The organism is Nocardiopsis salina YIM 90010, assembly GCF_000341025.1.
Classification (GTDB): Bacteria; Actinomycetota; Actinomycetes; order Streptosporangiales; family Streptosporangiaceae; genus Nocardiopsis; species Nocardiopsis salina.
On sequence record NZ_ANBF01000005.1, the window covers coordinates 42,959 to 57,790 of the forward strand.

Annotated in this window: 14 protein-coding genes; 8 read left to right on the forward strand and 6 right to left on the reverse strand. The window is 71.6% G+C overall.

Annotated features, from left to right (window positions below):
• Window positions 1–22 precede the first annotated feature (22 nt).
• Window positions 23–1,237, forward strand: coding sequence for an MFS transporter (locus D474_RS0100785; RefSeq protein ID WP_017611698.1), 1,215 nt, complete (start codon window positions 23–25; stop codon window positions 1,235–1,237).
• A gap of 404 nt (window positions 1,238–1,641) precedes the next feature.
• Entirely contained in the window at window positions 1,642–2,493 is an 852-nt protein-coding gene (locus tag D474_RS0100790; RefSeq protein ID WP_017611699.1) for an alpha/beta fold hydrolase, read from the forward strand.
• Window positions 2,494–2,589: 96 nt separating this feature from the next.
• Here D474_RS0100790 and D474_RS0100795 read toward each other — a convergent pair whose 3' ends face one another.
• Window positions 2,590–3,921, reverse strand: coding sequence for a dicarboxylate/amino acid:cation symporter (locus D474_RS0100795; protein ID WP_017611700.1), 1,332 nt, complete (start codon window positions 3,919–3,921; stop codon window positions 2,590–2,592).
• Window positions 3,922–4,248: 327 nt separating this feature from the next.
• On the opposite strand from D474_RS0100795, the gene D474_RS0100800 reads away from it, so the two are divergent.
• Window positions 4,249–5,394, forward strand: a complete 1,146-nt coding sequence (locus tag D474_RS0100800; protein WP_017611701.1) for a baeRF2 domain-containing protein — start codon at window positions 4,249–4,251, stop codon at window positions 5,392–5,394.
• 68 nt (window positions 5,395–5,462) lie between these two features.
• Here the strand turns inward: D474_RS0100800 and D474_RS0100805 are convergent, their stop codons facing one another.
• Window positions 5,463–6,422, reverse strand: coding sequence for an exonuclease domain-containing protein (locus D474_RS0100805; RefSeq protein ID WP_017611702.1), 960 nt, complete (start codon window positions 6,420–6,422; stop codon window positions 5,463–5,465).
• A gap of 94 nt (window positions 6,423–6,516) precedes the next feature.
• A complete protein-coding gene (locus tag D474_RS0100810; protein ID WP_017611703.1) occupies window positions 6,517–7,419 on the reverse strand; it encodes an alpha/beta fold hydrolase in 903 nt (300 codons plus the stop codon).
• 170 nt (window positions 7,420–7,589) lie between these two features.
• On the opposite strand from D474_RS0100810, the gene D474_RS0100815 reads away from it, so the two are divergent.
• The 4 genes from D474_RS0100815 (at window position 7,590) to D474_RS0100830 (ending at window position 11,077) form a co-directional block, all read left to right on the forward strand.
• Window positions 7,590–8,522 carry a metal ABC transporter substrate-binding protein gene (locus tag D474_RS0100815; RefSeq protein ID WP_017611704.1) on the forward strand — a complete coding sequence of 311 codons (933 nt, stop codon included), beginning with the start codon at window positions 7,590–7,592 and terminating at the stop codon, window positions 8,520–8,522.
• Window positions 8,519–9,283 carry a metal ABC transporter ATP-binding protein gene (locus D474_RS0100820; RefSeq protein WP_017611705.1) on the forward strand — a complete coding sequence of 255 codons (765 nt, stop codon included), beginning with the start codon at window positions 8,519–8,521 and terminating at the stop codon, window positions 9,281–9,283. The genes D474_RS0100815 and D474_RS0100820 overlap by 4 nt, the downstream gene beginning before the upstream one ends.
• A complete protein-coding gene (locus D474_RS0100825) occupies window positions 9,271–10,158 on the forward strand; it encodes a metal ABC transporter permease (protein ID WP_017611706.1) in 888 nt (295 codons plus the stop codon). Before D474_RS0100820 ends, D474_RS0100825 begins: the two co-directional genes overlap by 13 nt.
• Before the next feature lie 175 nt (window positions 10,159–10,333).
• A complete protein-coding gene (locus D474_RS0100830; protein ID WP_017611707.1) occupies window positions 10,334–11,077 on the forward strand; it encodes a metallophosphoesterase in 744 nt (247 codons plus the stop codon).
• Window positions 11,078–11,150: 73 nt separating this feature from the next.
• Here the strand turns inward: D474_RS0100830 and D474_RS0100835 are convergent, their stop codons facing one another.
• From D474_RS0100835 to D474_RS0100845, 3 genes are read right to left on the reverse strand one after another with little or no spacing between them, the layout of a single operon-like run.
• The gene (locus tag D474_RS0100835; RefSeq protein ID WP_017611708.1) at window positions 11,151–11,963 is read right to left on the reverse strand and encodes a thioesterase family protein; all 813 of its coding nucleotides are present in this window, start codon (window positions 11,961–11,963) and stop codon (window positions 11,151–11,153) included.
• A 47-nt stretch (window positions 11,964–12,010) separates the two neighbouring features.
• The gene (locus tag D474_RS0100840) at window positions 12,011–12,823 is read right to left on the reverse strand and encodes an SDR family oxidoreductase (RefSeq protein WP_040702860.1); all 813 of its coding nucleotides are present in this window, start codon (window positions 12,821–12,823) and stop codon (window positions 12,011–12,013) included.
• Between the two features lie 37 nt (window positions 12,824–12,860).
• Window positions 12,861–13,847, reverse strand: coding sequence for a GNAT family N-acetyltransferase (locus D474_RS0100845; RefSeq protein WP_017611710.1), 987 nt, complete (start codon window positions 13,845–13,847; stop codon window positions 12,861–12,863).
• A 178-nt stretch (window positions 13,848–14,025) separates the two neighbouring features.
• On the opposite strand from D474_RS0100845, the gene D474_RS0100850 reads away from it, so the two are divergent.
• On the forward strand, window positions 14,026–14,832 hold an 807-nt coding region (locus D474_RS0100850; RefSeq protein ID WP_017611711.1), incomplete at its 3' end, for an MFS transporter.

The window sequence follows — 14,832 nt, forward strand, 5'->3', positions numbered from 1 at the left end:
GGAGCCGACCCGAAAGACCTCCATGACCGACAGGTCCCGGCGCGCCCACGCGCGCCTGCCACGCCTGACCAGACCCCTGTACGCCTACGCCGTGTGCCAGGAGTTCGTGCTCCTGTACCCGGTCTACGCGCTGCTGTTCGAACACAGCGGCCTCTCGGTGGCCCAGATCAGCTCCCTGTTCGTGATCTGGTCCCTGACCGGCGTCCTGCTCGCCGTGCCCTCCGGGGCCCTGGCCGACCTCCTCCCGCGCCGCCACCTGCTCGCCCTGGCACCTGTGCTGACCGGCGCCGGCTTCGCCCTGTGGCTGCTGGCGCCCTTCTACCCCGCCTTCGCCGCCGGGTTCGTGCTCTGGGGCGCCGGCGCTGCCCTGGCCTCCGGGGCCCTGGAGGCCCTGGTCCACACCGAACTGGCACACCGCGCAGCCACCGACCACTACGCCCGCATCATGGGCATCACCCGCGCCCTGGGGGTGGCCTCGGTCGGGGCCGCCGCCCTACTGGCCGTGCCCGCCATGGCCCTGGGCGGCTACGCAGCCGTGGGCACCGCCAGCATCGCCGTGTGCGTGCTCGGCTCCCTGGCCGGCCTGGCCCTGCCCGAACACCGCACCACCCGCCCCCACCACGAGCCCGAACCGGGCTACGCCCAGACCCTGCGCTCGGGCCTGCACGAGGTCCGCACCAGCCGCCCGGTGCGCAACGCCCTGATCCTGCTCGTGGTGGCCACCACCTTCTGGGAGTCCCTGGAGGAATACATCCCCCTGCTGGCCTCCGACGCCGGCGTACCCGCCGCCACCGTCCCGGCCGTGCTGCTCGTGGTCTGGGCCCTGGTCACCACCGGAGGCCTGTTGGCCGCACGCGCGGCCCTGTGGCCCCGCCCCGTCCTGGGCCTGGCCCTGGTCGCGGCGACCCTGGCCGCGGCCGCGGGCGTGCACCTGGGCACCTGGGCCGGCTGGGTGCTGCTGGGAGCCGGGTTCGCCGTCCACCAGATGCTGGCCGTGGTGGCCGACGCCCGCCTGCAGGAGACCATCACCGGCCGCTCCCGCGCCACCGTCACCTCACTGGCGGGCCTGGGCACCGAGACGCTCGCCATCGCCACCTTCGCCGCCTACGCCGGGCTGAGCACCGCACTGGGCCACCCGGCCGTGTTCACCCTGTTCGTGCTGCCCTACGCGGTGACCGGCGTGATCATGCTGGCCCCGCGCCGGCGCTCACGCGCACACACACCGACGCGGCCCTAGCTAGGGCCTGTTCGGTGAACACCGATCACCTGCTGCGCGGCGCCCCAGCGGCACTCTCGCTGCGTTGGCTGCGCCCACCCGTCACCCGCCACCGCCCTCAACGGACGCCTGGCGGGGCGCAGCAGCCGGCCGGAGCAACGGACGGCCTCCACCGAACAGACCCCAGAACCGAACCGCCCCGGGACGCGTCTTCCCCAGGGACCGGGCCCGTGCGGGCAGGCCCGGCCGGACCCCGACAAGGGGCCCGGGCGCACGCCGCCTCCCGAGGACGGCGGGAGACGGCGGCCGGACCGCAGGCGCTGCGCCTGCGGTCCGGCCGCGCCCCCGCGCCCACCAGGCACACCGCCTCCCACCCCCGGGGGCGGGGCCCTGAACAACGACGCCCCCCACTAACATCAGAGGCCGTGGCACCTTCGACCAACACCCGCGAACCGGGACCGCACACGCGCACCGCCGCCGTGCGCGGCATCGACGTGCGCTATGCCGACCACGGCAGCGGCCACCCCGTCCTACTGGTGCACGGCCACCCCTTCGACCACACCCTCTGGCACCCCCAGATCCCCACCCTGGCCGACCACGGCTACCGGGCCATCGCCCCCGACCTGCGCGGCTACGGCCACAGCACCGTCGTACAAGGCACCACCAGCCTGGCCACCTTCGCCCGCGACCTGTGCGCCCTGCTCGAGCACCTGCAGATCCCCGCCGTGAGCGTGGTGGGTACCTCCATGGGCGGCCAGATCGCCCTGGAGCTGTACCGCCTCTTTCCCGACCGCATCGACTCCCTGACCCTGGTGGCCACCGACCCGCGCCCGGAGAGCCCCCAGGGCCAAGAGCGCCGCCACCAGATGGCCGACCGCCTGGCCCGCGAAGGCATGCAAGGCTACGCCGACGAGATGATCGTGGGCATGATGAGCGCCGACAACGTGCGCACCATGGCCCCCACCGCCGCCCGCGTGCACACCATGATGTGCCAGGCCCCGCCCGAGGGCGCCGCGGCCGCCCTGCGCGGCCGGGCACAGCGCCCCGACCACCTGGGCCTGCTGCGCCACATCAGCGCACCCGCCCTGCTCGTGGTCGGGGACCAGGACGACTTCACCCCGCCCGACCTGACCGAGGCCATGCACCTGAAGATCGCCGACTCGGTCGTGGCCCGCATCGACGGCGCCGGGCACACCCCCAACCTGGAACGCACCGAGGCCTTCGACCGGGCCCTGCTGTCCTTCCTGGAGCGTGTGCGCGCCGACCTGCGCCCCTGACAACACCGACCCGCACACGACCAAGGGCCGCGCCCCTGCGCCCCGAAGGGAGCAAGGGCGGCGGCCCCGTGGAAACAGCCGGTGCGTCAGGGATCCTCACGCCAGGCCCCCCCGATCGCCGTCCCCCGGATCAGTGCCGGCCGGGGGAGAGGACACACGCCGGCGTTCGGGGTCCTCCTCGTCCTCCTGCCCGGGCGTGCGCAACATCCCCTTCTCCGTGGAGGCGACGATGCGCGTACCCACCAGGTCCCCGGTCACGTTGCACATGGTGCGGGCCATGTCCAACAACGCGTCGATACCGGCCACCAACGCCACCGGTGCCATGGGCAGGCCCACCGACTGGGTGGCCATCGTCAGCATGATCAGACCTGCGCCGGGCACACCCGCGGTCCCGATGGAGGCCAGCACACCCACCAGCACCACGGTCGCCAACTCGCCCAGAGTCAAGGACTGCCCGGCGACGTTGGCCACGAACACCGTGGCCGCACCCACATAGATCGCGGTGCCGTCCATGTTGATGGTCGCGCCCAGGGGCAGGCTGAAGCCGTACACACCCTCGCGCACACCCATACGCTTGGCCGCGGCCGTGGAGACCGGCAGCGCACCGTTGCTGGAACGGGTGACGAACGCGGTCACCATGGGGTCCTTTGCCGCGGCGAAGAAGGAGCCCACCGGAGCGCGGAAGAGCAACAGCATCACCGCATAGACCACGATCATCAGGATGACCGCACCGTAGACCACGGCGGTCAGCTGCAGCAGCGGCCCGATGGCCTCGGCACCGGTGTCGGCCAGCACCACGGCGATCAGGGCGAACACACCCACCGGCGCGTACTCCAGCACCCCGCGCACCACACGAAAGACCAGCTCGGCGGCGGCGTCGGTGCCCTTGCGCAGGAACATCCCCAGGTCCTGGGCGCGTTCGTCGTCGCTGTTCATCATGTAGGTCAGGGCCAGGCCGAAGACCAGCGCCAGGAACATGACGGCCAACACGTTGCCCTCGACCAGGGCCTCGAACGGGTTGGCGGGCACGATGCCCACCAGCGTCTCGACCACCGAGGGCACCTCGGCGGCTTCATCGGCCTCACCGGGCATGCTCAGCCCCGATCCGGGCGAGACCGCCAGGGCCAGGGCCAGACCCACCGCGATGGAGAAGGCCGAGGTGATCAGGTAGAACAGGAAGATCTTTCCGCCGATGCGCCCCAGGCGTTGCGGGGAGATCGAGGTGACCCCCACGATCAGCGTGGTGATGATCAGCGGGAAGATCAGCATCTGCAGCAGGCTCAGGAAGATCTCGCCGAGCGGCTCCCGCCCGGGNGCCAGCCCCGCCACGATGCCCAACACCAGGGCGACGGCCATCTTCCAGATGAGGGGGATGTCGAGGTAGCGGCGCAGCAGCGAGGGTGGTGCTGCTGGGGGTTCGGTGGACATCGGTGTCCTTCGTCGTCTTGGATCGTTTCGAACGCGATGAGGACCACCGAAACTGGTGGTTTCCGGTCATCCGCCCACAGCCAATACCCCTGCGACCCTGATACGAACCGCGACAGGCACTCCGTCACCACTTCGATACACACTTTCGGGTGTACACGCTCCCGCACGCGCGGCGCCCCAGGTCAGTGGCGGGCAAATCCTTGGACAAGGAGCACGCTCACATCGGCCACACCTATGTCCAGATCGCACCGTGTGTCCCAGGATGTCCGTAAGCCGACCCCGAGAAGGAGGTGGGGCGGGGCGGGGGAACACACGCCCTGCGCGCACATGGACCTGGGTTTTCTGCGACCTCTCTACAGCACCGACGCCCCCGTGGCCTCGGTGCACCTGGACACCAGCCGCCAGGGCACCGACGGCGACAAGGAGATCGAGCTGCGCTGGCGCCACCTGCGCCAACACCTGGCCCAGCTGGGCACCGACCGCGCCACCCTCGACGTCCTGGAAGAGGCCGTGGGCAACGGCTCCTCACGCTCCTACGGCCACCACGGCCAGTCCCTGTTCGCCTCCCAGGGCCAACTCCTGGGCGATCACACCCTGGCCATCCCACCCCAGAGCGACCACGCCACCTGGATGCCCGTACCGGACCCGCTCCCGCTGGTCGTGGACCGCGGACGCCACATCCCCTACGTCCTGGTGGCCCTGGACCGGGTCAACGCCAAAGTCGTGGGCTACACCGACCGTCCCACCGAACGCCCCGTCCTGCAAGAGGACTCCGAGGGCGAGACCATGCACGGACTCGACGGGCCGGGCGGACGCGGGGGCCCGGGCCAGCGCGGCGGACTGGGCGGGCGCGGCAACGCCAAGCACGCCGCCCAGGAGATGTGGCGGGAGAACACCGCCAAGGTCGCCGAACACGTGCGCGAGGCCGTGCGCGCGGTGGACGCCAAGATCATCCTGGTCGGGGGCGACGAGGAAGCCATCGCCTACCTGCGCGAGAATCTGGGCCCGCGCCAGCTGACCACACCCATCCGCCACATCCCGGGCGGGCGCGGGGGCCCCGACGCCCAGGCCCGCCTGCACTCGGCCGCCGAGCAGGCCCTGAGAGACTTCATCGTCGACGAGCACGACACCGCGCTCGAGGACTACCAGCAAAAACTCGCCAACGACCAGGCGGTCAAGGGCACCGACGAGGCCGTGCACATGCTCACCGAGGCACGGGTGCAGACCCTGTTCCTGGGGGCCGAACGCGAGGGCGAGAGCGAACTGCACGCGAGCCTGCACCAGCCCATCCTGGTGGCCAAGGACCCGGCCGAACTGGGCCAGCCCGAACAGGACCTCTTCCGTGCCCCGGCCAGCGCCCTGATGCTGCGCTCGGCGGTGGCCTCTCACGCGTCCTTCACCGAGCTGCTCGACCACGGCCAGACCAGCTCCGACAACGGGGCCGTCCTGCGCTTTTCCAACAACGACCACTGAGCCGCAGCACACACGTGGGGGCGTCTCCTGCCGGGGCGCCCCCTTCTGCGCGCTCCGACCGGTGTGCCTCAGGTGTCGTCCAGGCCCAGCAGGGACAGGAACGCGGGCTCGTCGACGATACGGATCTGCTGGCCCTTGGCGGCGTAGGCCTCGGCCTGGCGGTGCTTGGAGCTCTTGCCACCGTGGTCGTTGCCCCCGGCCACCAGCACACCGGTCTTCTTGGTCACGTTCTTGGCCGGGTGAGCGCCGGCCTCGGCCACACGCTTCCACGCCTCGGTCTTGTCCATGGACCGCAGGTCGCCGGAGATGCAGACGACCTGCCCGAACAGGGGACCGTCCGGGTCGGCGTCGGGCGAGGCCTGAGGCAGCGGACTGCGGGCCTGGCGCTGCCACCGGCTGAATCGGTCCTCCCCGCCGCCGCTGCGCACCGCGGGTGCGGGCGCGGCCACCGGGGCGCCGGCGGGCAGGTGGGCCAGAGGCAGACCGGAGGCGCCCGAGAGCTCCAGCAGGCTGGTCGTGCCGTGGTACTCCATCGCGGCCAGCAACACCTGGGCCGCGGCCTCGGCGTCGGCGTCGGCCCGGTGGTGGGCGCTCAAGCTGTGGCCGATGTGGGCGCACACGGTGGGCAGTTTGTGGTCGGGCAACTGGGCCCAGGTGCGCCGTGACAGGGCCAGCGTGCACGCGTAGTCCCACTCGGGGTGGGCCATGCCGCTGTGCGCGCAGGCCTGGCGCAGCACCCCCACGTCGAAGGCGGCGTTGTGGGCCACCAGCGGGGAACCGTCGGCGAACTCGACGATGTCGGCGTGCACCTGCTCCCACGCGGGCGCGCCGGCCACGTCCTGGGCGGTGATGCCGTGCACCGCGGTGTTGTGGAAACTGAAGAAGTCCACAGCCCGGGGCGGGCGGATCAGGGTGCTGTAGCGCTCGACCACACGTGTGCCGCTGACCCGGACCAGACCCACGGCACACGCACTGCCGCGATCGTTGTTGGCGGTCTCGAAGTCGATCGCGGTCCAGGTGTCGAGCACCGCATACCTCCTGCGACAAGGGCCAGAACGAACCACGAGGCTACCGCCCCGAACCCCCTGGGCGGGCCCGAACGGGGCCCAGGTGTCCCTCGCCTCACACAGGGCTCTCGCCGCGGCTGCCGGGACCGGCCTCGGGCACCCCCTCGGTCAGGAACTCGCGCACCAGCCGGTTGACCAGGCCGGGGGACTGGCGGTTGGGCCAGTGCCCGTTGCCGCGCAGCATGCGCAGGCGCGCGCCCGGGACCCGGCGCACCGCCCCGATCGCGGCCCGTGGCGGTACCGCCACGTCGTACTCGCCCTGCAGGAACAGCGTGGGCGCCTTGATGCGCTCCAGCTGCGGGCGCAGGTCCACCTGCAGCCCCCACGGGTTGACTGAGGTGTTCTGCCAGTCGGAGGAACCGGCCCCGTTCTGGGCGGCCTCCTCGAAGATCTCCTCGACCACGTCGTCGAAGTCGGCGACCGGGCCGGCGAAGAGGCCGCGACGGGCCAGAGCGGCCACCCGGGAGCGGTCACGCGCGAGCAGGGTGGGCAGCGTGGTGTTGAGCAGGCGGCTGCGTGCAGCCACCCACAGCAGCTGGTGCACACCCGGCGGGTAGGCACAGATCGCACCCGGGGCGATGGCCACCACCCTGTCCACCCGTTCGGGGCGTGCCACGGCCTGGGCCAGGGCCACCGCACCGCCCTGGGACAGGCCCACCAAGTGGGCGCGCTCGAAATCGAAGTGGTCCATGACCGCCTGCAGGGCCTCGACCAGGCACGCGTGGTCGGCCACCCCGTTCCAGGGGCGGCTGCGGCCCTGCTTGGGCCAGTCGGGGGCCACCACGCGGTGGTCGGTGGCCAGGTCCGGCATCAGGTGGCGCCAGCTGAGCAGGGCGTTGTCCAGGCCTCCACCGCCGAGCAGGACGACCGGGGTGCCCCGGTCGCCGGCGGTCACAACGCTGAGCGGGCCCTCGGGCAGCTCCAGCGTGGTGCGCTGGAGGGGGTCGGTGGTGGTCATGGGCCAAGAGTGTAGGGCTCGCGGCCCCGGAGGCAGGGACACCACGCGCACACGGCTGCGGGGCCGGCGGAGCACTGCCCACCCATGTCCGGCAAGGACCGCCACTGTGCTGTTCGTCCAGGTTGTGGTAAAAAGTTAGGCGAGCCGAACTTTGGAGGTTGGGACGCTTGATGAACAGGACCGCACCGGTCACAGCCACAGCAGCGGCCGCCCTCGCCCTCACCCTGGCCGCCTGCACCACCAGCGGCGCCGCCGACGACGACGGCGACCAACGCCCCCTGGTCCTGACCACCTTCACCGTTCTGGCCGACATGGCCCAGAACGTGGCCGGCGACCGCCTCGAAGTCACCTCCCTGACCCGCCCCGGCGCCGAGATCCACGGCTACGAACCCACCCCCGACGACCTCGTCCGCGGCTCCGAGGCCGACCTGATCCTGGAGAACGGCCTCGGACTGGAGGCCTGGTTCGACCAGTTCACCGACCAGATCGACGCCCCCACCCGCACCCTGACCGAAGGCATCGACACCATCCCCGTCACCTCCGGCGAGTACGAGGGCGAACCCAACCCCCACGCCTGGATGTCACCCGACAACGGCCAGATCTACGTCGACAACATCCGCGACGCCCTGACCGAACTCGACCCCGACGGCGCACAGACCTACACCGACAACGCCCAGGACTACAAGGACGACCTCGACCAGGTCGCCACCGACCTCGACCAGGCCCTGGAAGCCGTCCCCGAACGCTCCCGCGCCCTGGTCACCTGCGAAGGCGCCTTCTCCTACCTGGCCCGCGACGCCGACCTGGCCGAGGCCTACCTGTGGCCCGTCAACGCCGAGAACGAGGGCACACCCCAACAGATCGCCGACGTCGTCGACTTCGTCCAGGACAACGACGTGCCCACCGTCTTCTGCGAGAGCACCGTCAACGACAGCTCCCAACAGGCCGTGGCCCGCGAGAGCGGCGCCGAACTGGGCCCAACCCTCTACGTCGACTCCCTCTCCCAGGCCGACGGGCCCGTACCCACCTACCTCGACCTGCTGCGCCACGACGCCGAAGCCATCGCCCAAGGCCTCACACCCCAGGGGGAGGGACAACAGTGAACACCCCCACCCAGGACACCGCCGCCATCGAAGTCACCGGGGCCACCGTCCACTACGGCGACGTCCTGGCCCTGGACCACGTCGACCTGGACGTGCCCCAAGGGCTGATCTGCGGCCTGCTCGGCACCAACGGCTCCGGCAAATCCACCCTGTTCAAGACCCTCCTGGGACTCGTGCGCCCCGACCACGGCCGCGTACGCATCATGGGCCGCACCCACACCGCCGCCCGCCGCGCCGGACTGCTCGCCTACGTCCCCCAGTCCGAACAGGTCGACTGGGCCTTCCCCGTGCGCGTACGCGACGTGGTCATGATGGGCCGCTACGGCCACATGCGCACCCGGCGCCGCCCCCGCCCCGCCGACCGCCAGGCCGTCGACCACGCCCTGCACCGCACCGGCCTGACCGACCTGGCCGACCGCCAGATCGGCGCCCTGTCCGGCGGACAACGCAAACGCGCCTTCCTCGCCCGCGCCCTGGCCCAACAGGCCCACGTCCTACTGCTGGACGAACCCTTCGCCGGCGTCGACAAACACTCCGAATCCACCATCATCGACCTGCTGCGCACCCTGCGCGAACAGGGCCACACCCTGCTCGTGTCCACCCACGACCTGGCCCAGGTCCCCGCCCTGTGCGACCGCGCCGTGCTGCTCCAACGCCGCGTCGTGGCCCGCGGAACCCCCGACCAGGTCCTGCGCCCCGAACTGCTCATGGAAGCCTTCGGCGTCCACACACCCGAGGAAGGCCCCGTATGGATGCCCTGACCGCCCTGGTCGACTTCTTCGCCGTGCCCCTGCAGTTCGCCTTCGTCCAACGCGCCCTGCTCGTGGCCGTGGTCGCCGGCGTGGTCTGCGCCGTCCTGTCCTGCTGGATGACCCTCATGGGCTGGTCCCTGATGGGCGACGCCGTCTCCCACGCCGTCCTTCCCGGCGTCGTACTCTCGGCCATGTTCGGCCTGCCCTTCGCCCTGGGCGCCCTGGTCTTCGGCGCCGGCTCGGTCGCCCTCATCGGCGCCGTCAACCGCACCTCACGCGTGAAGGAGGACGCCGTCATCGGCGTGGTCTTCACCGCCATGTTCGCCCTGGGCCTGGTCCTGATCTCACGCGTGCCCAGCCAGACCGACCTGGGCCACATCCTCTTCGGCAACGTCCTGGGCGTCACCGACACCGACATCGTCCAGATCCTCGTCCTGGCCGCCCTCGTACTGACCGTGGTCTGGTTCAAACACCGCGACCTGACCCTGTACGCCTTCGACCGCGTGCACGCCCACGCCATCGGCCTCAACCCCCGCCTGCTGGAGACCCTGCTGCTGGGCCTGCTCGCCGTGACCGTCGTGGTCGCCCTGCAGGCCGTGGGCATCATCCTGGTCGTGGCCATGGTCATCATCCCCGGCGCCACCGCCTACCTGCTCACCGACCGCTTCGAACGCATGCTCGCCATCGCCACCGCCGTGGCCGTGGCCGCAGCCGTCCTGGGCGTGTTCACCAGCTTCCACCTCAACGTCTCCACCGGCGGATCCATCGTCCTGGCCCAGGCCGGCGCCTTCACCCTGGCCTACCTCCTCTCACCCCGCCACGGGATCCTGGGCCGCAGGCGCACACGCCGGCGCACCCACCCCGCCACACCCGCCCACACCTGAAGCGGGCACCCGCCCGACGCACACCCGCCCCAGCGCGCCCTCTCACCCCTGCTCAGAGCCCCAACCCAGCCCCACAACACCGGTTGCCCGCCCCCGGGGCGCGCACTAGCGTTCTCACGAAAAAAGCGTCGAACCGTGAGAAGACCGGCCCGGCCCGCCGGTGGAGGGACCCCCGTTGACACTTCTGCTCGCCCACATCAGTGACCTGCACCTGGACGGCAGCGAACGCGCCACCGAACGCACCACCCGCACCCTGGACCACCTCACCCGCCTGCACCGGCGCCCCGACGCCCTCCTGGTCACCGGCGACGTCGCTGACACCGGATCCGAGCACGACTACCGCCGCGCCGCCCAGCTCCTGGACCTGCCCTTCCCCGTCCTGACCTGCCCGGGCAACCACGACGACCGCGCCGCCCTGCGCCGCCACCTGCTGGGCCAAACCCCCTCGGCGGAGCCCATCAACCAGCTCCACCACGTCAACGGCACCGCCGTGCTCGTGTGCGACTCCACCGTCCCCGGCCACGGCGGCGGACACCTGCAGGCCTCCACCCTGATGTGGATCAACCAGACCCTGGAATCCCTGGAAGGCCAGACCCCCGCGCTCCTGGCCTTCCACCACCCGCCCGCGCGCGTGCACCACCCCATCTCCGACCAGATACGCCTGGACAACGCCCAGGACCTGGCCGGACTCCTGCGCGCCCACCCGCGCGTGGCCGGCATCCTGGTCGGCCACGCCCACACCGGCGGCGTCACCACCTTCGCCGGTCTGCCCCTGCTGCTGGCCCCCGCCCTGATCCGCAGCGCACCCATGCCCTGGGACAGCGAACACACCGCCGCCATGGACCAGCCCCCGGGCGTGGCCTTCCACCTGCTGGATGAGGACCACCGCCTGACCACCCACTTCCGCGCCGTGGTCTGAGTCCCGCCCGCACGCACAAAAAAGGGGCCCGCGCCGCACCACGGCGGCCGGGGCCCCACACAGGGTCGAGGGTTCAGAGCAGCATCGCGAGCTGGCGGGCCTGGGCCACCAGCGTGCCCCGGCCATCCCACAGCTCCACGTCCTCCTCGTGCAGCCCGCCGGAGACGTGCCTGGTCAAGACCCGGCAGGCCAGCCACCCCGGCGCCGGGCGGGCGCGCACGTGCACGCTCAGCTCCACCGTCACCGTCTGGAACTCACCGATCTCCAGCACCGCCGGGGGAGCGAAGTCCACCATCGAGACCAGCGCACGGGTGTCGGCCGCGCGCCCGTCGGCGAAGCGCATCCAGAACTCGGCGTGGGGGTGGCCGTCGGTGCGCCCGTCCAGCCAGCCCGGACGGGAGGGGTAGCGGTACTGCACGCTGGCGGCGATGGAGGGCCCCTGGGAGCCCTCGAACTCGGCCGGGACCAGGCACTGCTCGGGGTCGGGCAGCTCGGGCGGGCCCTGCAGGTTCAGCTCACGCGCCCAGGGGTCGGGGGCCAGGTCGCCGTAGGTGGCGCCCACTCGCACGATCTGCTTGCCGCCCTGTTCCAGCACGGCCTGGCCCATGGCGGTGCGCCGGCCCTCACGCACCACCTCGGTGTGCACGGTGGCCGGGCCCGGGGCGGCCGGGCGCAGGAAGAACGCGGACACGGCCAGGGGGTCGGGCTGGGACAGGCACTGGCCCAGCCCCTCCAACGCCGCGCCCAGGACGTAACCGCCGTTGGGGTGGGTGGTGAAGGTGGTCCAGGCATCGCTGAGGGTGGCGGTGAACGCGCCGTCCCCGAGCTTGTCCACGGCGGTGTCGCGGTCGAAGCGGAAGGGTTCATCGATGGGGTCGAGGCTCATACCCCGATGTTACCGGCCAGTAGGATCAGGTGGGGTACCCGACCTCCTCACACCCGCCAGGCCGGGGCCGCCTCCACCACGAAGTCCGCGAAATCCACCGCCGCGCGCCCGGTCACCTGCTCCACCACACCCGAGGGCACCGCATCACCACGCTCCACCAGCGCCGCGAACGAGGCCAGCATCCGGTCGATCTCACCGCCCTGCACACCCGCCTGCGTCAGCACCCGCACAAAATCCTTCGCCCCGCCCTCGAAACGCACCGCGAACCCGGCCTGCTCAGCCACCAAGGCCACCGCCTCGGCAAAGGACAGCGCCCGCGGCCCCGTCACCCGCAACGTGCGCCCCTGCAACCCCTCACGGGTCAGCGCCGCCGCAGCCACCGCAGCGATGTCACCGGCATGCACGAACGCCTGGCGCACCCCCTCCACCGGAACCACCACCGCACCCGCACGCACCTGCTCGACCAGCACACCCTCGTCGAAGTTCTGGTCGAACCAGTCCGGACGCAACACCGTCCACTCGGGCACCAACGAACGCACCGCCTCCTCCGCGGCCAACAGGCGCTCATCACCCATCTCCTCGACCGCGTCACTGGACAGCAGCACCACCCGCTCCACACCCAGCTCCACCGCACGCTCCAGGAACGCCGGATCCACCCCGACCCCGTCGGGCGCCATCACATAGGCCGCACGCGCACCGTCCACCGCCTGATCCCACGTGCTGGGATCGGCCCAGTCGAAGCGCACCCGCGCCGAACGCGAGACCGACCGCACCGCATGCCCGGCCCCGGTCAGCTCCGCGCACACACGCCGCCCCGTCGAACCGCTGCCGCCCACCACCAGAACCGCTCGCCCATCCATGCACCCCACCTACCCCGGCCGCCCGGGCCGGACCCGCTCACCCGCGGCGCAGATCCTCCTCCACCAACAACCGCTCACCCACACGCGCATACCCCAGCGACCGGTTCAGCGCCACCATCGCCGCATGCGCCGGCTCCACCATCACCGACAACACCCGCACGTGCGGGAAGTACTCGTGGATACGCAGCGCCTGAGCAGCCTTGACCCGGATCGCCAACCCCTTGCGCCGGTGCTGCGGCAACACCGCCGTGTCGTGCTGCAACGCCACCTGCGCACGCGTGACCGTGCTGGCCGTGGCCGCCACCACCCCGTCAGAGGTGCGGTCCAACACCGCACCCACCACCAGGCGCGCCCCGTCCTCGCCCATACGCCGCTCCCAGGCCCGCACCTGCTGCGCACCCCACGGGCCGGCCCCGCGCAACCCCGCACCCGGAGCCTCCAACAGGTGCCCCATCACCCGGCCGAAAGAGGCCGCCAACGCATCAGGGGCCGGGCCCACCCAGTGCGCGGGCCGATATCCCGGACGCGGCGAGGACGCCAGCGACCGGCACCGCGCCAGCGTGGGCTCGTCCAAGACCTGCTGGTGCAGCTCCAGCGCCAGCACCGTGCGCAACCACGGGCTCGTACGCGCGAAATCCTCACCCTGCGGCCCGGCCACCACCGTGCTCTGGGTACGCTCCATCCCCTCGGACCGGGCCCGCTCCAACGCCGCCGCCCGCAACCACGTCCCCAACCCCTGACGGCGCGCACCCGGCTCCACGTACAACCGCAACGCACCCACCGACGCATCGAAGGGCTGACGACGCAACTCACCCACACCCACCACCGCACCGCCCGACCCCGTGCACGCCGCCCACCGCCACACCTGAGGCGAACCCGAACCGCGCACCCGCTCGGCCACCTCACCGGCCGAGAGCCCGCCCCCGGCCACCTGCGCCTCACCGCCGGCATAGACACGCGCCCACTGCGCCCGCTCCTGCTCACCGGCCCCCGCACCGTCCCACTCCCACACCCGCGCACACATGCGCACACCGTCCCACACGCCCCGGCGCCTGTCTGCGCCCCGAACACCCCCCCTTCACCGCCCCGACCTGCCCCGGGTGAGCCGACCGTTGCGCGCACGTTACGGCAGGACACCTGCACGCAACCCGCCCTGCCTAAGTTCTGAGGCGGCCACCCACCCGCCCCAGGAAGGCAGACCCGTGCCCCTCACCGACCACCTGCGCCCCGACCGCACCCGGCCCAGCTGGATCAGCCACTGGAACCCCGAGGACCCCCGCTTCTGGACCCAGAGCGGCCGCCCCATCGCCCGCCGCAACCTGTGGGCCTCCATCGCCTCCGAACACCTGGGCTTTTCCATCTGGAGCATCTGGTCGGTCCTGGTGCTGTTCATGATCCCCGAGCACGGCTTCTCCACCACCCCGGAGCAGAAGTTCCTGCTGCTGTCCACCGTCACCCTCGTCGGCGCCGTGCTACGCGTGCCCTACACCCTGGCCGTGCCCCTGTTCGGCGGACGCAACTGGACCATCGTCTCCACCGCCCTGCTCATCGCACCCACCCTGGCCGCCCTGGTGGCCGTGCAGAACCCCCAGACCCCCTTCTGGCTCATGATGGCCCTGGCCGCCACCGCAGGCCTGGGCGGAGGCAACTTCTCCTCCTCCATGGCCAACATCAACTCCTACTTCCCCGAGAAGGAGAAAGGCTGGGCGCTGGGTCTGAACGCCGGCGGCGGCAACATCGGCGTGGCCACCGTGCAACTGGTCGGCCTGGCCGTCATCGCCGCCTTCACCACCTCCGCACCCCACCTGGTGCCGCTGTTCTACCTGCCCCTGATCGCCCTGGCCACCTGGTGGGCCCTGCGCTCGATGAACAACCTCACCCACGTGCGCTCCGACGCCCGCGGCCAACTCTCGGCCGTCACCGACCGCCACTTCTGGACCATGAGCCTGCTCTACATCGGCACCTTCGGCTCCTTCATCGGCACCGGCTTCGCCTTCGGCCTGCTGCTG